This is a genomic window from Flavobacterium cerinum, assembly GCF_024496085.1.
Classification (GTDB): Bacteria; Bacteroidota; Bacteroidia; order Flavobacteriales; family Flavobacteriaceae; genus Flavobacterium; species Flavobacterium cerinum_A.
This window is the reverse complement of sequence record NZ_CP101751.1, coordinates 1,004,469-1,026,680: the sequence shown is the minus strand read 5'-3', so window position 1 is coordinate 1,026,680 and position 22,212 is coordinate 1,004,469. Positions and strand designations below refer to the sequence as shown.

Annotated in this window: 8 protein-coding genes and 1 pseudogene; 4 read left to right on the top strand and 5 right to left on the bottom strand. The window is 36.4% G+C overall.

Going from position 1 to position 22,212, the window contains the following annotated elements; all coding sequences use genetic code 11:
• Positions 1–5: 5 nt before the first annotated feature.
• The 3 genes from NOX80_RS04625 to NOX80_RS04615 are packed head-to-tail and all read right to left on the bottom strand — an operon-like array spanning position 6 to position 6,713.
• Entirely contained in the window at positions 6–5,615 is a 5,610-nt protein-coding gene (locus NOX80_RS04625; protein WP_256552151.1) for a hypothetical protein, read from the bottom strand.
• Positions 5,612–6,220 carry a hypothetical protein gene (locus NOX80_RS04620; protein WP_256552150.1) on the bottom strand — a complete coding sequence of 203 codons (609 nt, stop codon included), beginning with the start codon at positions 6,218–6,220 and terminating at the stop codon, positions 5,612–5,614. The genes NOX80_RS04625 and NOX80_RS04620 overlap by 4 nt, the downstream gene beginning before the upstream one ends.
• A complete protein-coding gene (locus tag NOX80_RS04615) occupies positions 6,204–6,713 on the bottom strand; it encodes an OmpH family outer membrane protein (protein WP_256552149.1) in 510 nt (169 codons plus the stop codon). Before NOX80_RS04615 ends, NOX80_RS04620 begins: the two co-directional genes overlap by 17 nt.
• Before the next feature lie 346 nt (positions 6,714–7,059).
• Between NOX80_RS04615 and NOX80_RS04610 the strand changes: the two genes are divergently transcribed.
• From NOX80_RS04610 to NOX80_RS04595, 4 genes and pseudogenes are all read left to right on the top strand, one after another.
• A complete protein-coding gene (locus NOX80_RS04610; protein WP_256552148.1) occupies positions 7,060–8,103 on the top strand; it encodes a tyrosine-type recombinase/integrase in 1,044 nt (347 codons plus the stop codon).
• 354 nt (positions 8,104–8,457) lie between these two features.
• Positions 8,458–8,682: pseudogene (locus NOX80_RS04605) on the top strand (RHS repeat domain-containing protein); the annotation flags it as partial.
• Positions 8,683–8,946: 264 nt separating this feature from the next.
• A complete protein-coding gene (locus tag NOX80_RS04600; RefSeq protein ID WP_256552980.1) occupies positions 8,947–9,507 on the top strand; it encodes an AHH domain-containing protein in 561 nt (186 codons plus the stop codon).
• 12 nt (positions 9,508–9,519) lie between these two features.
• A complete protein-coding gene (locus NOX80_RS04595) occupies positions 9,520–10,170 on the top strand; it encodes a hypothetical protein (protein ID WP_256552147.1) in 651 nt (216 codons plus the stop codon).
• A gap of 319 nt (positions 10,171–10,489) precedes the next feature.
• On the opposite strand, the gene NOX80_RS04590 is transcribed toward NOX80_RS04595, so the two are convergent.
• On the bottom strand, positions 10,490–11,365 hold the full coding sequence (locus NOX80_RS04590) for an ankyrin repeat domain-containing protein (protein WP_256552146.1): 876 nt from the start codon (positions 11,363–11,365) through the stop codon (positions 10,490–10,492).
• 11 nt (positions 11,366–11,376) lie between these two features.
• Positions 11,377–22,206, bottom strand: coding sequence for a thrombospondin type 3 repeat-containing protein (locus NOX80_RS04585; RefSeq protein WP_256553059.1), 10,830 nt, complete (start codon positions 22,204–22,206; stop codon positions 11,377–11,379).
• Between the last annotated feature and the right edge of the window lie 6 nt (positions 22,207–22,212).

The following is a 22,212-nucleotide window of genomic DNA, read 5'->3' as shown; positions in this document are numbered from 1 at the left end:
CTATACTATTTTTTAGCCGACTTCGTCGTTACGGTTGTTTGTACTTGTCTGTTTTTTTGTAAAGTATTGCTGTTTATCGCATCACAGGAAATAACCTGTTTTTTAACCTTAGCTCCTTTTTTAGGTGCCACTCGCAAACTATTTCTTCCCGAATGGGCATGAAGCGGTGAAATCGTGACATTATTTCCATCTTTCAGGGTTTCTATAAAGCTAAAATGAGAAGAAGCGGTACACGATTCAAAATTATAATCTTCAAAACCATCGGACGCTAATTCACTATATCTTGTATTCGATCCGACTGCCGTTGGAAAACGATTATTATAGCCAAACAGCGCGGCCGAATAACGGTTTAAGGCATCTTTATTTTCAATTTCCTGTCCGTAAGCATTATACTTGGTTACTTCGGATGCAAATGTCCATTTCTGAAATTCTGCCGGCCCGGTTATTTCCCATTTCTGTCTGCCGGTATTGTATATATAGAATGGCGAAAAATCACTAAAGAAACCTATTTTTCTTATAGCCGGATTTTGGCTAGCGTCACTGTAATTTCTACCGGTTAGATAGGCATACGATTTATCTGCTCTCCAGTTTCCTAATACGTTATACAAATACGGATTGTAAGATCGGTTCCTGATATCATCCGGATCATCATTATTTACATCTTTTTCGTATTCAAAAATCAGATTTTTGTTTCCGTCAAATGTCATTCTCGGTAAATCACATTCACATTGTGCCGGCCAGACATTATTATAGGAAATCGCCGAAGCATTCACAATTCTATAACCTACTGAAGTTGACAAATACGGTTGATAATCCAATGTGTTTTTAATCGTAGTCATCACATTATTGCCGTCATAATTATACAATGGATTTTTCATTGAGGTTACACTAGCCATGGTTGCATTCTGCAAATTGCGGTATCCGGAACGAATCACTTTTAACCGTCCGTTTTGGATTAGTTTTTTGTCAACTCGTAAACCATCTTTATCAATAAGAATAAACTGATTGGCTGTTACCTTTACCACCCACGCTTTTGTGGATCTGTTTTTATTTTCGGAATTAACACCACTTACCCAAACTTCATCACCATCCATTAAATAATCGGCTGCACTATATGAGTCAAATTTATATTTTGATGTGTTGGTAATATTCGAAATATTCCATTCAAGACCGAGGTTGGTTACCGCCTGACTCATCCCTTTATACGACCAGTAAGCCGGAAAATTGAAATTATAATACTTATCGCTAAATTCGTTTACGGTTTCTGTCAACAAAACATCTCCCGTTTCTGCATCCCATGCCAGATTCTTGGTAGCCACTTCCGAACCGGCGTCATACGCAATTTTCTCTGATAATATTGCCGAAGTATGAATCACTTTTGTGGTAACAGCAGATCGCATCAGGTTCTCGTGTTTTGAATAACTCGGTATTGGTGTCGGTACAATAATAAGTCCTACTAGAATAGGCAATCCTGCAGTATTAAAATGAATCCCCGGTGTTTCAGTCACCGATTTATTTTCCCTGAAGTCATTGGTTACATCATAATCAACACCCACTAATTTAGTACGAATCTCTCCTTTAGCATTTATTGTGGTCACTTCGTTATTCAGTTTTCCCTGATTTTTCGGATTCGAAGCAAATTCCCTGTATTTATAATCCACTCCTGAAATGGCTTCTTTTTGTCCTTCGGCATAAACCCGCTGGCTCTTCATTTTTCCGTCCATATCATTTGTATGAATAGCGAAACCTTGTGACAATGTTAAGTGGTTCTTCACATTAATATTTAAAAAACTCGCCAATATGTCCGACTTATCATAGTGTGCTGACAGTACGGTATAATCGACAATAGTCGGATGATCCTTAGTTGTATAAAACTCGGTCACAACTTCACCTGTAGCATGGCGTTTCACCTCTTTCGTTACACTACCATTCTGAGATTGTACTCTTGGCAGATTTTTAACCACTACACGACTATAAGTTACTTTAGGTGATGGGAAGAATGATTCTCCAAACGGTTTCTCCACAAAATTTTCGCTCTCCGTACCTAATAATAAGTCTCTGTTACTATGATCATAAAACGGTTCCACAAATGGATTTTCCTTACTTCCCAAAGGTTCGAAAGTTGCCACACCGGATGTCTGTCCGTCGGCTGTTTTATAATTATATTTTTGTCCGTAAAACTGTTTGTATAATTCGTTATCCGGATTTACTGTCATTATATCCCATTGATCGTGTATTCTGATTTCTTTAACCCGGCTTCCTCCTCCTACTTTCAGTCCGTTTGGCTGCATTAATCGTATCCAGGATTTTCCGGATATAAACTTACTCGCAATTCCTCTGTCTTTTAGGGTTCCGTTAGGACTTTTGAAAATCTCGAATATGGCAGGAATCCAGCTCACCAGCTCCATTACCACTCCTTTTACATCATCTACATCTTCTTCACCTAACATATTATACACCACCCTGTTGAGGTTTTGTCTACCAAAATACCAACCCGCTTTAGAAATAGGGTTTACTGTCGGATTTCCGATTCCGTCTCCCTGATTCGTCATTTGTATCGGAATAGAAGCATACATATTTCCGGCTGCGTCCTTATAGAAAGAATAATCTTTTCCTTCTTTTAAGCGTAAATAACCGGAAACATAATCGAATTTATCTTTATAATCCGTTCCACCTATTTGCAGGTTCTGAGCAGCCATATTAATCAGGAATCGGAAATAAATCGGGTCATTTTCTATTGGCTGGATATACCTTTCATAGAATTTTTCCGTATTACTATCATCTAATTTTATATAGAGATATTCCGACAATTCACGACCATATAACAATGTATTCGTAAGCTGCTCCGGAGAGTTTAGCGGATCTTTTCCGGCTCCGACAACTTTAAACATCTGCATAACCTTTCTATTCTGAACAGCTCCATAGTCATCCGACTCAAAATCCATTTCGATTTTTCCTCCGGAAGGCAATGTGACTGATGCTAATGACCACGCTCCTGCATATGTGTCTGCCTGTGCTCTATTACTTTGATCTACATACGGGTATTCTGCATTAGAAAGAGCATCTTCTGTTTCACAACCCGTAGCATTATTTGTTGGCTTATAATTCCCCCACATATCATATGCCTTCTGATCATAAGACGGATTATTACCATAGCTAAAAACATAAGGTGTAAATTTCCCCATGTTGGACTTTTTATAGGTAAAATAGACCTTCTTAAGTGTTAACTTTCCTTTTTTACCTTCAACCGGTTGTCCGGATATATGGGCATCTTCGTGGTTCTCTATTCCCTGGCATAAGGAATAGTCATATTCAAAATGTGCTACCTTAATAGGCACCGCGTTTGCCTGATCCGCCAGGTATTCCGGCTTTGAGTAAAGCGCGATTTTATCCAGCTTATATGATTTCGAATCGGCTCCCAAACCTCCGTTTTCATCTATAACACCATATCCGTCTCTACGTGGTGAAATTGTAAAAATGGCTATATGTGTTTTGGTTTCAATCTTTTTGATATACAAAAGTTCTTTTTCACCATATTGATAATTTCCTTTATTATCTTTTCTGGTGGAATGCAAACCTGCATCATAGCTTGCCAGGTTTTTTCTAAACGGCATTCTCCATTTGTAGGGTTTGGTTTTAGTCGTATTCTCATATTCGAATTTCGTATACGTCCCTAAATCATCATCTGTAGGTCCATCTCCTTTTAAATCCTGATAATCGGCTGATAAAACCGATGTTAACAGATAACTATGCGCATAAGCCGGAGTGGTTACCCGATTAAAATACCGGTCTCCTTCTCTTTTATTTCCCGGTGTATTGTCCTGACCCGGTACATAATACACTAACCCGTCCCGACATAATACCGACGGTACACTTCCAACATCAAATGTTGTTTCTCTTTTAGTCAGATTATAGGCTGCCCGTCCATAAATGTAACGTTCACCACCTTCTTTAGTAATTCGTACCTCAGACGTATGACTATCATTTTTTCCCTGTACAGAATACGGACTAAACTGTGTTTTAAACCCATATTTTTGTGCTTCAGCTCGTGTAAGAGTCTGGATAGTCTGATTACGGTTTACCCTGTTTTGTCTGGCAATCATTCCGGTACCCGGAATCGCGTTGCCATTTTTATAATAATTTTTCCGGGTACCTCTTGCAAAACTGGTTCCGTCGAGTTCCAGCTTAATCGCGTCATACCCTCCCAGATCATTATTAAAAAGATTTAGTTCTTTATCAACATGATTTCCGCCAACGTTTTTAAAGTATATCCTTTCATAATCCGGTTTATTTCCTTCGTGCTTTTCTTCAAATCTTTGTAGTGCCGGATTTCTATAATTCCACAACTTTGTCGAACTTTCTCCATAGGTCACACTAAGATCAAACCCCCAGTGTGCTCCAACTCCCGCTCCGAACTCGCCTCCGAGACTTCCGCCATAAGTATCATCCTGTACATTATTATCGTAAACAAACCCTACCTGTGACTTATACGGTCTGTACATTCCTGAAACTCCCTGTCCCTGTATGCTATATATATCATACGTTTGATTTGTAATCGCTAATGATGTACTGTTTTTATTTAATGTTCTGTCTTTTTCCCGGTTAAAATCAAGGATATCATTGTCTGTTGCATTAAATGTATTTTCATAACCATAGGCTTTTTCCTTTTTGTTTTTTTCAGATCCTTTTATTCCTTGTGAAGTCCTGTACCCTGAGAATTTAATTCCGGGCTCAATCCCCATAATTTCACCTTCAAGGTTTAATGCAAACATAAAACTCAGAGACTCCATACCAACTCTTTTAGTTGGGGTAAATGAAGCATCTATAAACGATAATGAACCGGATGTATCCAATCCGTTAAATCTTATTTTCTTCCCGGAATTAGCATTCTTTATTGCTTTAAAAGACATTGCCATTGACTCCAATCCTTTTCTGCTGTTTAGCCCTACACCAACACTGGTTCCAATCGTATAACCGGAGTTTCCGGAAAATCTTTTACTAAAAGTAAGCTTTGGAGAAACAGAAACACCTTCAGATCCTGAAGATTCCACATCCATACCAACACCTAGATTTTCACTGATCTGATAGCTCATTCCGCCATTAACAGAAAAGCCAAAACCATCGTAGTTATTATATTTCACTCCCAGACCAACACTACCTTTTGGCCCGGCTTCTCCAACTCCAAATGCAGAAAGAAATAGGTTAACATTTGCTCCAATCGTAACATTCTCTTTCATATTATTTTCATAGGTCATTTCATCCCCGTTGAAATCATCCGGTAATCCGCGCATCTGACGGTTAATCTGTCCGACATTCAAATCCCAACCAAGGCCAACCCATGAGGCTTCCTGATCCATTGTTACTCCCGAATTATAGGCTAGGTTTAACGGATACCCACCAACATCCATAATTGGGATATTATAGTTAAGATCACCACTGGCCAGATCGACCATATCCGATGTTCCGATCGGTGTAAATGACTCAAACTCCGGTTGCGAAGGGCCGCCTGTTAAGGCATATACTGCCATTGGCTGAACCATTTCTAAAAACAACATCATCACTAAATAAATAGCAATGACTTTTGTGACCTTACTCGTTCTGATTTTTTGAATCATAATAATATTTCTGTAAATGTGTCTTTAAACTTAAACTTCAATGTCCCTTTACGGAATAGATGATCTTTATAAACTAATTGGATTTTTTCGTTAGGATCAATTCCGGAGAAGAACAATACGACTTTCTGAAAAGGTGCGATTTTATAATTGCGTTCGTAGGAAACGCCATTACAGGTTATGGTATCGTTTTTGGACGTAACCACGTAAAAATCTTTATCAAGGGCAAATGCCATATATTTTACAGCATCTTCATAAGGCAAACCGGTAAACTGATCCCCTAAAAGATCTTTTTCCTGATCCTGACGGAACGTAAATTCAATAACCCGCTCCTGCTTATTGGCTTCATACAACGAGTCCACTTTAAACAAATCGGTTTTCCCCTGATCTTTTAAAATGTAGTATTGAATTGGCACTTCCGTAGCCGTAAAACTGATGTCGTCTACTTTTTGGGAATATTCGCGTGACTTCCAGCCGATTTTCTCTAACTGAAAATAACGGGAACGGATTTCTGAGTCATCCTTACCCGTTGTCGTAGTTTTTTCTTTTTTGCAAGAACATAATGAAAGAACAAAAAAAACAAGTAGTACTTTATGGATTGCCTTCATATTTTTTGTTAATAAACGAGATCAATTCATTTGTAACATCAACAGTTTCTTTGGCATAAAGAACGTTTCTTTTATTCTCTGAACCCACAATAAGATCATAATCCTTCTCCTTTGAAAAATCAGTAGTATATCCATTAATTCTGGACCATATTTTAGCAGACTCTTCCGCTGCAAATTGTTGATTAAAAGCTTCGAACTCCTGTTTTTTAGCGATCAATTCTCTTGTAATAGCCTCTTTCTGCACTTCCGAAATACCTTCCTGCTGCAATGTGACATACAGACTATCCAAAACCTTTTTTCGGGTGTTAAATTCCTGTTCCCCTCTTTTCTTCAACTCTTTAGTCATATTGAAGCCATCAAAAAGGCGGACATTATCCACATATACAATTTTACGATCGCTATTATTCAGAATAAAAAAGGAAATAGTTCCCGCTAGCAATAGAAACAAAGCAATATTGATGGCAACTAAAACTCGAAATCGATTATCAGACATGGTTTTACTTGTTAATTTTTTGCAAAAATAGAATTATTTTCCTAATAAAAACCTTCTTTTCAAATTAAGTTTTGGTCAACAATAGTATTCTAATTTTACTATTTTTTTCACTAAAAACCATCTCTTTTTAGCAGTGTTTTTAGCTATTAATGGTATTTTTCGCTTTTAAACCTATAATTTCTATTCGCCTGAAATGATAGTCCAAACAAATAGCAATAAAATCATTTGAAATTCCGGTTGAATCTGTTAGAAATGAAAACTTATAAAAAGTAATAAATACTTCACTTTTACGACAGTTTTTTTTTTATTTGTCACCCCTAACCAATATTTTTGGAGAAATATTACAATGAAAAAAGCGACCCCTATACCCTCACTATTTAAACAATTTATAAAAGACACCGAAACCGGAAAACGATTAAAAAAGAATGGCGAGCGAATCAAACCTGATTCTATACAAAATTATCATTATGTTTTTCAAAATCTGATTCAGTTTTCGGGTGATACCGGATTCGAATTACGGATTTGTGATGCATCAAAACTAAACACAAGAGAACTACAATCAGAAAAAAATTACTGGAAAAAGTTTTACCAAAAGTTCACAGATTATTTATACAAAAAAGGGTGTCATGATAATTATGTTGGCTCTAATATTAAGGTCATCCGGGTATTTTTCAACTATTTAAAAAATGACAAGGATTTTTTTACCGGCGATTTCCAACGGTTGTTTTACGTTCGAAAAGAAGAAATTGAAATTCTGGTTTTATCGCCGGAACAATTAAAATTCCTGATTCACGACAAAGAATTTGAAAGCAGTTTATCAGAAAGCAATCGCCGCATTAAAGATATTTTTGTATTTGGATGTACGACAGGACTTCGTTACTCCGATATCTTTTTGCTTACAAATAAAAACTTTGAAAAAGTAGAAAATGACTGGTACTTAAAATTAAAATCCAAAAAGACCAAAACCTTTAGCCATATAAAACTCCCTTCTTACGCGATTACTATTTACCAAAAATATTGTCCGAAAAATGATAAAGATTCAGTATTTGGAAAGACAAGTCTATTTAACTTTAATAAAAATTTAAAACATATAGGCGAATTAGCCGGTTTTATCGCCCCTGTTGAGGTTTCCAGAGAAAAACAGGGTAAAGCCCGTAATATTATAAAAAAGGGAGAACATCCCTCCAATAGGTTTTGTGATAAAATGAGTTCCCATATGATGCGAAGAACCGCTATTACAACTTTACTTATTTTAGGAATGCCGGAACATTTGGTAAGAAAAATAAGCGGACACAGTCATTCCAGCGGATCATTTAATCGTTATGTTCACTACGCCCAAGTATATATTGATAAGGAAATTGAAAAAGTGCATTCGAAATTGGAAATATAACATTTCGTTCTATTTATCAACCTTCTATCCGTTTTTAGTTATCAATAAATAAGCTGTCTAAAACTTTTTTCGGGAATTAAATTCCTGCTCCCCTCTTTTTTCAGCTCTTTTGTCATGTTGAAGTCATCAAAAAGGCGGACATTATTTGCTTGTTCTTTTTACAAAAAAACTTATTTAGGTAATAAAAATTTTTATTTCTCTGTTTTTTCACAACATATGATCAATTTTAAAAGAGAACTCATTTTTATCCCCTACAACTTGTTTACGCTCGAAAATGTTATTTTATGAGATACTATTATCTGCTGTAGACTGCATTTTCATTAGGTTTTCTCATACAATGATTACTATCCGTTTGGGATGCTAGTTCCAAACCGACATGAATCTACGGAGGATTACCGTTACGGGTTTAATGGTAAAGAAATGGATGATGAGCTAAAAGGGGAAGGAAATAGTTATGATTTTGGAGCCAGACTATTTGATCCAAGAATTGGAAGATGGTTTGCACCTGATCCTTTGGAACATAAATTTATTAGTTTTAGTCCTTATAACTACACTCTAAACTCACCTCTTTTATTTCAAGATATAGATGGTCGGGATATAGTTATTGCAGGTAAGAATGGTTCTTCCATTACAATAAAAACCCATTTATTGAATATAACCGTTGATGGAAGTAAATATCTTCCAGATTTTGGTGGATTTTACACATTCGATGGTGATAAATATTTAGAGTTAGGTTTAGATCTTGGAGGTATTTTTGATGTGACCGGTACGGTAGATGCCATTGCAACTGCGTATTATGGAGGAAAAGGAGATTATTTTTCAGCTGTTATTTCCGGAGTCTCCATGCTTCCTGCTGGTGATGTACTTAAATTAACCAAAGCAGAAAAGTACATAAAAACACTAAAAAGTGCCATAAAAGTAATTAACAAATCTGGAGTAGAAAAACTAGTACTAACCGCTGCTCAAAGGGGAATCCTGTATGGATATAAGCGGATTGGAGCAAGTAGGTTACTGGGTGTTGCATTACATGCCAAAGGACTTGTTAAAAAAGTAGGAGAACAGGCTCACCACTTAATTCCTGTTAACATGATTAAGAAAAATGCGTATATTGGCAACTTGGTTGCAAATGGTTGGGATATAAATAAAGCTCTCAATGGTAAATGGTTGGCAAGTAAAGCGGAAGAAGGATGGGCTAAAGGGTTTCACGGTAATGCGCCTGCTTATGATCAATGGATTGAAGACAAAATAAATAAATACGTCAAAAAGAATGGTTCAAAAGGACTTGAGAGTTATATAGAAGGAAAATTAATCCCTCAAGCTGATAAATTACTTGATAAAATGTATGAAACATACAAAAAAACAGGTAAGAACATGAATGATCAATTTAAAGAGTTACTTAAATAAAGCGTCTAAATAATGAAGATTTTTAAATTATTAGTGAGTCCAGATAATGGTTTTCAAGCCATTACTGACTCACCTCCACAAGATTTATTAGAAAGAGATTTATATACTGAATATAAATTTAACAGTATTGATAGTATTCGATTGGATTTGGATAAAGGCGCCAAAATAACGGATGTACTAAATGTAGGGACAATAAATCTGGACGGTTTTCCGATACGGAATAAGTTTTGTGATATTTTAAATGATTTCAATCTATTTAAAATCCAATTTGTTGATATCATTGATCGGGATTTAAATGATTATAAGTTTATGTTTTTCAATAGTGATTTAACTTATAATATTGACTACCAAAAGAGTGATTTTATTTTGGTTGAAGATATACTAGGAGATATAACCGAACTGGATGAAAAAATAGCTCCTAACAGAGATGCTGTATTAAAAGCTTATGATGAATTTTGTTCTGAAGATATCTTCAATAGATTAGTGCCTCAAAATGGATATCAATTTTTATCTGATTTTAATATTGAAGAATACGATGTATTTAGAATCGGTCATTTTGATTTATCTTTTTATGTATCTGAAAAAGTGAAAAACGCATTAGAAAGCAATAATATTACTGGTGTAGAGTTTATAGAACAACCTCTTTTTAATACAAAACAATAAGTTGTTTTAAGGAGTTTTACAATCTCATTCTTAGTCTAAATGAAAAATCCTAACCATAGAGGTTAGGGTTTTTTATTTTAGTTTACAACTATGCCATTCAAATTCTCCAAGACTGGTATTATACTAGTTAGTTTACTACACTTTTACCAACTCATTATGAACAAAGTATTTCTTAAAGTTATAACTAAATCATTGGTTGTAAGATATTGTATTATTCCCTCTTAATTATCGGCAATAGGAGTTTTTTTAACTTTAATAAATTATGATATTTCTTTTAAATAACAAAAGACAACTAATGTTGCCTTTTGTGTTTAATATATTAATTATATACCTCATTTTCAAGATAATCGATCAGCTCTTGATTGTCGGACCAATATGCTTTATTTAATGCATTATTTTCATGGATATCTTCTGCATATATATCAGCCCCTCTATTGATCAATAGCTTTACAATGTCAAGACTTCCATTAAATGCGGCTTGAATTAAAGGGGTGTCATTGTTTTGTAACGGATCTCTTTCTTCTATATTTGCTCCTTTTTCTATTAAATACTTAACTACTTCTAAATGTCCGTTACCCGCAGCACTAATTAAAGCCAAATCTTTTTTTGCATTATTATCCAAACAAAACTTAACTAAACTTAACTTATTGCGAAGAGATGCAGCTATCAAAAGAGGTTGATCATACTTATTGACAATTTCATCAATTTTTTTTCCGCTCTGAATAAGATCTCTAAAAAAGGAAACATCTTGTTTATTTACTGCTCTGTCAAAATCATCCTCCTCTAAAGTCACGTTATAAAGTCCTTTTAAAAAGGCTTCAAAACTTTCTGAGATCAGGAATAATTCTGCTATATCTGTGTCATAGTAGTAAATTTCTGAAGAATCTAAATTCATCAGTATTAAACTTCCTCCACTATCAATGGCTATTCCTATATACTTTCCATCAAGATCATCTAAGCGGTGAAAATTATCTAATATATCATAAATACCTGTCGTAATACCAAAGAAAAATTGTATATCTGTTTCATACTCTCCTTTTTTTGTACGAAATACATTAGGGTTCGGTCTACCTCCATTGTACTTGAGTAAAAAATCTTTGTATTCTTTAGGCAATTCAAAATGTATATTCTTTTCCAGATCTAAAAGATCCTCTTCAATAATGTCTTTAAAAGATTGTGTTATCGATAGTTTCATTGTTTACTATTTTATTTCTTCTTTTTTTCTTTCTTCGGTGCATCAGTGGCTCTTCCTCCGGTGTGTTTAACAGCATCATGTAAATCTGTTGGTACTAACTGTAATTTAGCCGAATATTCAACATGATGCCATGTATAATTAGCCGGTGTTTCAGAATAACCTGCTTTTTCGTTAGCTCTTGCGAAATCTGTGTTAGGACTTATATTTAGGCTGCCAATATCTACAGTTTTTTTCACATACGCACCAAAATTAGGGAAACCTCCTTTTGTAAAAGGTACTCCTTTCGGATATTTTTTTGCTAGGGCTGTTCCTTTTTCAAAAGTATAAGTTTTTCCCGCATATTTATAATTCCTTGGGAATCTTCCATTAATTTTTTCAATCAGAAGTTCTTTCGGAGCCTCATCTGCCTGAGCATACCATGGATCGACACCCATTGGCATCACAGTGTTATTCTGAGAATCAATGGCCATACTGGTCATCTCCAGGTTGTAGGACTGCGTTTTATTAAGGAAAGAATATTGAAAGTCGGCTAATGAATGTTTTGATTGATTTAGAATGAAAGTTTCGAGCGTTTCAACTTTATTACTATTCCCTCTACCATAAGAACCTGCAAAACCGATATAGTATTCCGTTTTATTATGCTTAACTAAATATCTTTTACTAAGAATTTTTGTATCAAACCAGAAATCATGTTCATTATGTGTTTTGACTTTTGTTAGAGTAAACTTAGTTTTCCCATTCTTAACAGTCAAAGTATAATGATATTCTTCAAGACCATCTAAATCAATTGCTTGGATTGGCGTATTACCGGCAAATTGATAAGGTGTATACCATGGGTAACTTTCTGTTAGCGGATCAACACTTAAGAATTTTCCAATCCTAGCATCATATATTCTAAATCCATAGTCATAACTGTTTCCTTCCCCTTTTAATTCATCATCATCTTCTTTACCATTAAACCCGTAACGGTAATCCTCCGTAGATTCATGTCGGTTTGGAACTAGCATCCCAAACGGATAGTAATCATTGTATGCAATTACGTCCGGAATTAACAGCACACCTCGACCATATCTTCCTAACAATTTACGGTCGGTAACTACAGAAAGAACGTTTCCTAAATGGTTCGATAATTCATAGTATTTATCCCCTATAAAACGATAAGCTGTAATCGGCGTACCAATTGCTGCAGAAGTTCCCTGCCCTTGATCCAATCCTTCACAAACATCTCCGATACCATCTCCGTCTGAATCTTCCTGACCCGGGTTATAAATCGTTCTACAGTTATCACAAGCATCTCCAATACCATCACCATCAGTATCAATCTGATTGTAGTTCGGATTGTTGATACAGTTATCACAAACGTCCCCTCTACCATCTCCGTCAGTATCTGCCTGGTTTGGATTATAAGTTATCACACAGTTGTCACAAACATCACCTATACCATCGAAATCTGAATCTTTCTGATCCGGGTTAAATTTATTCGGACAGTTATCAAAAGCATCCGGAATTCCGTCACCATCAGCATCAGCTGCTGTAGGCCCGCAATACGATTGCGTATACGGTACTCCATCTCTTGCCATTGTCAATAAATTATTTGTTGACGACGGTTGTCCGACTGGCCCTTCATCAAAAGGGAAAACATTTATCGCCACACTGCTTGATCCCTGACCATTGTCTACAGTATAAGTGAAGTCACACATCTCAACAGGAACTCCCTGGTATGAATTTCTTAAATTGTTTCCTTCTACATTTCCATATTCTTTATCCGTTTTACCTAACGTATTATGAACACTCTGAGGTTCCGGGAAATCTCTGTAATCATCCGATTCCGGTCCGTTTATCTCTTGTACTACACTTCCGATAAAATCTCTCGACGTATATTTATTTCCGTTAATTGTAAACTCCGGTTTGTAACTACCACTGCTCACAGAAACTTTCGCATGGAAATTCCACTCGGTCTCCGGTATAGCATTTCTCAACTCATATCTCCAAACGGTTTTATAGTTTCTATAATTCCAACGTCTGTGGAAAACAAAAAACGGTTTATAACGGTGGAACATTTTACTGTATTTCTCAATCTCTAAAGTCGGCACATAAGTTCCATCCGCTTTTCTCTTGATCACAATACGCGCCACACTATTATGCCATTGTTTTTGTTCCGGTCTTCTGGCACCATCTAATACAACTAAAGCATGATTTCTATCAACCGTCATTGATGAACCGCCAACAATTTTGAAATTCGTTCTGATTTCAAATTCCTGGGTTCTTGCTCCGGCCTGATCAAAGAAATTGATACTATTTCCGCCATCTTCCCAAGTTGTCTTGTTATTACCGCTAAACGATAATCCCCAAATAGAAGACGGTGTTGTTAGTAACGCCTGTGAAACATTCTCTGTAATTTGTGCTGAAGCTACAATCGCATCCATTCTTAATGCAATTCCTCTTCCGGTATTAGCATTAAGCTCTTTTCTACCTTTTTCAACACCAAGACGACTGCTTCCGTAAATCCCCTGTTCAATAAGGTAGTATCTCGGAGCTTGTAATCCTTTCTTAACCATTTCATAGGTACTCAACACATTCCCTTCTCCATCACGTTGATAGAAAGTAGTAGTGTTATCGATTCCATTACTAACCGTTTTGGAAATTCTATTACCTAAACCATCATATCCAAAGCTAATTATGGTCCCATTGGTTTTAAACACAGATTTTATTTTTCCATCCGCTCTCCATTCAATACTCAGACCTTCTTTTTCATCACTTGTTAGCTGCCCTATCTCATCATACAGATAGTTGTCTGGTTTTTGATTGTCTATATCCAAAGAAGTATCATTCGGATTCGAAGGATCGTTTGTAAATACACCATTAGGAACTTCATCGTTAACGTGTGTCAGTTTATTTGTTCCTGGCTGGTAATTGTATCTCAATTGATCCATTAACTCAGTCATCCCTGAATTTTTATATCTTGGAGCCCAACGGTTCAACGTCATTAGGTTTCCATTTCGATCATAGGAATAGTCCGAACGGTAAGAATCTTCTACAAATCCAAAATTACCTTCAATGATTTTGGACGTCATACCTTTAATTCTATTTAACTGATCGTATTGATAATAGTTAAACTGCGTTGATAAATTTGTCTGGTCTAAATCCATTAAGGAAGTGACCATTTCTTTTATATTTCCATTATATAAATTTTTATCGCCTTCGTAACCATTTCTACTATAATTGATAGGCATATAATCTGCACCACCATTATAGAATCTAGAGTTATAATCTCCTCTAAAATAATTTAACCCAAATCCAAAAGCATCTTTAGCAACGTCCCGAAAAATATCACCGTCACCTCCTATATCATAGTTGGTATACACCCCTCTTAGGGTGATTGTTCCTAATCTTTCTGAGTTTACTCCTTTTAACCAACCCTGAAGCGTATAGAAATAATCTAATCCCTGTACGCGCTTATCACCGATTTCAAGTCGTGCTAAAGGTCCGTGTTCATAGTAATCATATTTCGCTTCTTTTTCCCATACGATTTTATCCTTACTTGTATACACCTGTGTAATTCGGTTATCAGCATCGTATTCATAACGGTGAATAAACTGATCCGATTTTTTAGGCTGATAGGTTACACTATTCACATTTCCACTGATCAAATCGTAATCATAAATCACTTTTTTAATATCCTGATTTATATCTGTCAGTACTTGTTTATTTGTATGAAGTACCAATTCTTTTACATTTCCATGGATATCATAATCATATAAAATTGCATTATTATATCTGTCATATGCTATAATTGGCTGCTCATTAAAGTTTACTCCATCTTCTAAAAAGTCATACGTTAAAATAGCCGTAACTCTTTTATGGTTATTATTTCCGGCATAAGAATCAAACCAGTTCGTACTATTTATAAGCGGAGTATCATAAAGTGTTCGGGTCACTTCGAAACGTTTATGATTATGGGTTTCCAATTCTCCTACAGGAGAACCACCGATCATAAAAGTTCCTTCCTCATTAATATACCCTTGCCCAGATGCATCATACTCTCCTGTTTCAACAGTTCTTCCCAAACCATCATATACTGTATAGCTGAATCTTGACTGACCTGCTTGTTTGGCATCTTGGGAAGCAATTATACGTCCTAACTGATCATAAGCAAAACGTGTTTCACCTCCATCCGGAGTTTTTTGCCATACCATCTGATTCAGGGAATTGTAACGGTATAGCGTTTTCATCGTATGATTAGGATCGACAAGAACACCGTTTACTTCCGGATGTTCTTCTTCCGGATTTGTGTTCCTAACCATATTGATCGTACTGTTAGCATCCGCTCTTAATCGGGAAACTCCTTGCGGCGGAACTGTTTGTACTAAGTTTCCTGCCTGATCATAATAGTATAATGTATATTGATATTCTTTATCATAAGACAACTTTTCTAACGATTCTTGTAATCCGTCGATAGCAGCTTTGATATATTTTTGTTTGAATTCTTCTCGCTTCGTTGCGAAATATTGTGCTAATAATTCCTGTAAATAGGTTTCTTTAACCGAGTTTACAAAAATCTGACAGGCCGAAGGAATATTATCCACTTCCAGGCTAATAGTAGGGACCATTGGCGCCGGAACACAAACTTTATTATCAACCATATACAAATCAACAAATTCGCTCCAGGTTGTATAAGGATGTGTTTGTAAATAAGCTGCATAAGCTGTGATAACTATCTGTGTACCGTTAAATCCATAGTTTAATTTGGTAGCTCCAAATTCGCTTATGGTTAAGAAGTTTGGCTGACTGGCATCATAAATCCCCATTACATTCAAATAGAATAAATAATCGGCTGTGATATAACCAAAATTTGATTCACAGAAATATTTAGCATTTTGAGATAAATAATCCGGCAATTGATATCCTTGTATATTACTCATTGATGCGATAAACTGCTTCCATTTATCCACACAAGCCACCGGAGGTACTGTTGAAGGAATACACGATATACAAGGCACTTGAATTACTGAACTACATTTTCGTGTTGTTAAGCATTTGGCACTACCGCTGGCAACAACTACTGTTCCTGTATTAGTAGTAACATTTACTGTAAAATTACCTGATTGCGAATTGGTAAAAGCGAATCCTGAAATACCAGCAATATTTGCAAATGGCACACCTGGTACGGTAAACACAACTTCACAATCCGACTGTTTAGCTAATGTAAATCCGATTTGCGATTGGGTACTGTTCTCTACTGAATAGAAATTATTTATGCTAGCTGAAGCTGCTGCTCCCGACAAATTAACAAAGGTATTTAAAGAGGATAACCCATTAACTGTAGATCCATCGGCCACCGTTTGTTGATGGATAAGATTCTGTAAAACAGACGTCAGGGCATTTGACACTGCGAAATCTTCTTCACAGAACGTTTCTTTCATACAGCTGATCGTACCACGAGCTTCCTTTATTCCAGCCGGGTAATTTGTCACAAATCGGCCACTTGCTGTCATGTAAGGTCCATGGTGAACAAAAACACTAAACAGGTATGTATTATTTCCTAAATTCTGTATTATTTTAAAATTAGAGAAATGAGTAATCTGTTCAACATAGTCCGTAAAAACATTTCCTCTACCCGGAGCAGAATAAACATTCAATTTAAATTGACATTCCTGAGAACCGTTAAAGAAGTTAAACAGAAGACCTCTCTGCTCAGACAATCCATTCGACCATATAGTTGTATATTGGTTTACTGTTGGTGTATTACCGTTAATATACGGTGCTACCGCCTGCATTTCTAATGGATTATAACCATCCATAATAATTGTACTCTGACCTTGCGTCCAAAGATGATTCGTCAGGTTTAAGAAATTTGCTTCTGCCACTTGTTTTGGAGAAACTTCCTCAGTACAAATACAATCAAAATTAAGTGGTGTAATACGTCCTTTTAACGTTAATATCTGATCTTTCAGATCCAAATAACTGATCGTTATTTTATCATCACCATTTGGAACACCATTCACGATGTTCTTTTCAATTTTAATTCCGGTTACTCTATAGAAAGAGCCCGGTAGGAAAGATGGATTTCCGGATTCGTTAACCAGATGATAAATCGTAAACGGAGTTGGGCCGTTTACCGTAAAACTGGTATTCGGGCTACATGACCATGTTGAATTTAAAGCACTATCATTTAGCACTTCCGGCATGATACTGCTACCATAGGTATACTTATCATTTGGAGCACCCTTTAATCCTACATTACTCGCAAATAATTGTCCTTGTAAACTTGGGTTCATTCCTTTTAAAGCATTCATAACACGTACTAATGCTTTTTCAAAACGAACACGTTTATCGCAATTGGTTCCGTTTTCACCAGCTGCATTTCCGCTAAAGTCACACTGTCCTAAAGCAGCTTTAGTTGTTCCTTCGATTACAACTTCCTCCAAAGCCGGACAGTTGGTTCCTGTAAGCCTTTTAATAACGGCAACAATCTGGAATTTATAAGTATTATTGCTAGGATTAAATGATCCCGGCACAAAATAAATGTTTTTAAAATCAACTATTTTAAAGTTGGAATTATATGTCGTCCATGATGGTGCAGGTAAACCTTCGTTGCAACCATTGGTATAATTAAATTGATTTAAACCAATAAACTGCAAGTCGATTGGTTGTGCAATGGAACCACTAGCAGTGTTAAAAGATAAGCTTAAACTTGATCCACCATTTACAATGTTACCATTGATCGTAACATTTTGTGGGTTGGCTGCATATGCCGCCGGATCTAACAACATCGCATTAAATAAATCCGGTGTCAGCATAGGCATGCTATAGGCATTAAAGCCGTAAAGCAATAATCCCTGGTTCTGGAATGATGGGTTTACTAAACCATCCAATAAGCTTTCCATATCAACCAAAAGCGGACATTTTCCGGTTTGGTAATAGATATTGGCATCCGCATCAGCAGTTGCATCCGCGATAGTCTGTGAACCCGGTACGCCCGAGTTAAAGCCGTAATCTGCCGAAATAAATCGTTTTTCTTTATCTTTATAGTAGGCAACAGTAGTCGTAGAGCAAGCCAATATTCTACCGGCAGGAGTTGTTGGAACCGGAGTAGCGAATGCTGTATTGATAGTCTGCAACAAGTTGCTATAGTTCCCTGTAGTATTATATTTTTCAAATAGCGTTACAAAAGTATCAACGTTTTGTACGTCTCCGATACAACCATTATAACCACTATTACGTAAAGCGAAAATATGAGAGTAAACTGTTCTTGTTTTTTGTTTAAACGCGATATAATTATTTACAAAACTCTTCCAAACGCGTTCTTTTTCAGTTGGATTCAACGCATTAATATTCGATAACAACTGACTAAGAGGAGCCGTAACTAAGCTCTGATATACAGAAGCCGGTGCAATTCCATTTCCGAAAACAGTAGTATAATAAGCCGTCTGAAGCATATTCAGTCGTGCATTATTAGCAAGCTTAACACCTTCATAATTCGTGTTCATAGCTTCCTGTAACAATCTTACTCTTAACTGATAATCTGCTGCTGTTTCTACATCATAATTAATATTATTAGCAGGAGTTGCTGTAATTTGCTGGTTATAGAAAGGATCATTCGCTGATAATGTAACTAAATTCTGAACAATACCGTTTGTCATAAAGACATTGGTATAATCCATATTTGTAAGCTTTTCATCAAAGCCATCGGAGTTCTCACCGGATGAGTTTAATTTGGCGCAAATTGCCTGATTGTATCTTAAATACTGGTATTCCGGGTGGTAAGGTAATAAGGATTCTGCCCAACTTGACTTCCAATTATTTACAAAGTCCGATACATTACTTAAATATTGCGGTAGTACATATTTATTATTTGACGACGGATCATTAGGATCATTTTCAACACTTGCCGAAGGTATCACTTCCGGACTATACGTATTACTGCCTATCAGTACCACTTTAACCTTCGAAACATCTCCATTATCATCCATATACGGTGTCGCCGGTCTTCTCCAGTTGTAGTTCGATACATTTTGTGTTACAACTGCTCCCGTATTCGGATCAGTAAAGGTTTGAACCGAAGAACCGCCGTATAACAATTGGTTGTCTTCATTAAACAAGCTCAACGTATCATCAATATTCGGCGCCGATGGCGTAGCCGGAGTAGCAGGATTCGTTGTTCCGCTTGGTTGTGCCGTCGGGAAATCAATACCTGCAATCGAACCGTATTGTCCGTGTGGACTAACATCGGTCAATAACATATTGGTATTTATGTTACAGGTATTGCTTGGCTGAATACATAATTCTCTACAACCATCCAGTAATCCTCTAAATTCTTTTTTGAAACGGGTTACATATAAATTAGTTGTTTGCTGCGAAATGATTCCGTTTGCATCAATAAACTGTGATCCGCTATAAACAAACGAACTTCCGGAAAAATTACTGTTTAGATTATTGATCACATATTGACGTTCAGCCAGTATTACATAGGATTCTCTTATACTTATATTTCCAAGTACACTTTCATCGCTACCAACAGGGAACATCCCTTGAAATAACACACATTGCTGAGGTGTCAGATAACTGCAAACCAACGCTTCTTCACAACTTCTACATGTCACATGACAGTCTTCTTCACTGATATCAACTGTAAAAGGTCCCAAATCCGGATAACACGGATTGGTTTGTTGCTTTAATTGTGCGATATAGTCATCAGCATATTGTTCAACTGCCGCCTGGTTCACCCGGACATCCTTACTTAAAGTATAAGAACCGATTCGCAATGAACCGGATGTCAAACTTCTACTAAACACAATTGCCGGAGCATTTGGTGTATAGGAATTCAGATTTACTGTCCCTATTTGGGCAATTCCTTCTGATGCTCCTAACATATTATTCAGCATATCGTTTCCACAATCATCCAAAAGAGTCAGATTCCAATCAAACACAAAAGGATAGTGTTTTCCTTGCATACAAAAATCGTTGTAGGTATTGGTAGTATGCGTCAAACCATAATTAAAAGTTAACTGACCATCTTTAATAACACCAACCTGGCTACTTAACTTTACACCGTCCTGTAATATTCCGTTTAGTCCGGAAACATACGGATCGTTATTGGACATCATATTAGTCCTTGTCATTTCATGCAGGTCGCTATTAGCTTCGTCTTCCAATGAAACCAGAGGGTCTCTCTGATTATCACCAGCCAGTGCTGTAGCAATAGTTTTTCCCTGAGGATTAAGATAGCTTACTGTAACCTGTTTATTTTGATCAACAATAACATTCTTTTTATAGCGCTTGAAGTCCCCTACTTTATACCCAAAAAGTCGATTTAATTCTTCTTGCGCCGGTTGCAGATAGAAATAATTCATCTCATGTCCGCTACCCAACTGATGATCGATACCTACGCCTCCTTTTCTTCGAATCCTTCCGGTATTATCAGGTGTATATTCAATCTGTGAAAAAGGATATTTATTCGCATTAGGCACAAAGTCCTGATAATTTCCTACGAATGCATTTTCTTCCGAATAATATTTACTCGCACCGGAACTTTTCGACATTCCCGGTGGAATGAAAGGTTCACAATCGAACGCTCTTCGATCATCCCAGTCGAAATCATTATGGGAAAAAATGGTATTATTATCATTTTTATTTAAATCCCTATAGTAGCGAATACCGGAAGCCTCAACTGGAGCTGATAATACTTCTATAGCAGCTCTTCCCTGGTTATCATAAATAACCTCACCAACAGTAGCTTTGTTATTAGTATTCGTTTTTGTAACGGTCTGGCGATTGCGTAGTGTACCATCGAAATAGTTAACGATCTCTTTTTTCTTACCTTCTTCGGCAAAAGAAGCCTCATACTGCCAGTTCTTTTTTCCTACTTCATGATCGGCATCTATATCAAGAAAAGTAATCCAGTTGCCTACATTTTGAAAGGCTCCGGCTAATCCGGAAGACCAGGTTCCGTAGTAACTCTTTTTTGTATCATCCAGGAATCGTCCCACCGGTCTTACACGGTATACCAAATATCCTTTAGAAAACACTAACGGAATTCTATATTTTAAATCTTTCGTTTGTATACGGGTACTATTTTGCTTAAAATCCTGTTCGGTTAAAGCAATTTGGTTCGGTTGTAATTTAGTTCCGTTCGGTCCGTAGTTATCTATCCAGGTCCATTCCAGTTCATATTCTACCGCCGGGGCATCATTATAACGCGACCAGTTGATCTCCAATTCTTCTGCTCCATCACTTACATTGTTAACAACCGTTTCAGCCATCCCATTGTATTTAATAAGTCTTCTTGAAACCGGATTAACCGTTGTATTTTTGATATTGTAATAACGATCCGTTTTAAAACGAAGCTGAAGATAAGCCGTAGAATTACTTACCAACGGTATATTCTGATCAGCCATATCTTTATACTGTATCGCTTCTACCGCAACATTTGCTTTATGGATACCCGGAAGCTTATATACCACATAATCATCAAACTTCACTCCTTCGGTCAGGTTATCGTGCTTGATTTTTAAAGTAATATTATAGGCCGGTAATGACGCATTAGCATTATTAAAAGGCATAATTTTCAATCGTACCTCACAAGAATATTGCGCCAGATAGGCCGCCTGATCGATAACAGCATCTTTAAAACCAAAATAAACATATACAGCCGGATCTATGGATGTAAAAACATTTTGCTGACTTAAAGAAGCATATTTTGGATCTGTGACTTCTAACATCGGTAAGCTATGCAATTGGCTACCCGAGCTGATACCACCAACAGTCTCCTCCTGCTGTCCGAAAACAAACGCTGTAAATAGTGTAAATACTAAAATAAATAAACGCTTAGGGATATACATATATCT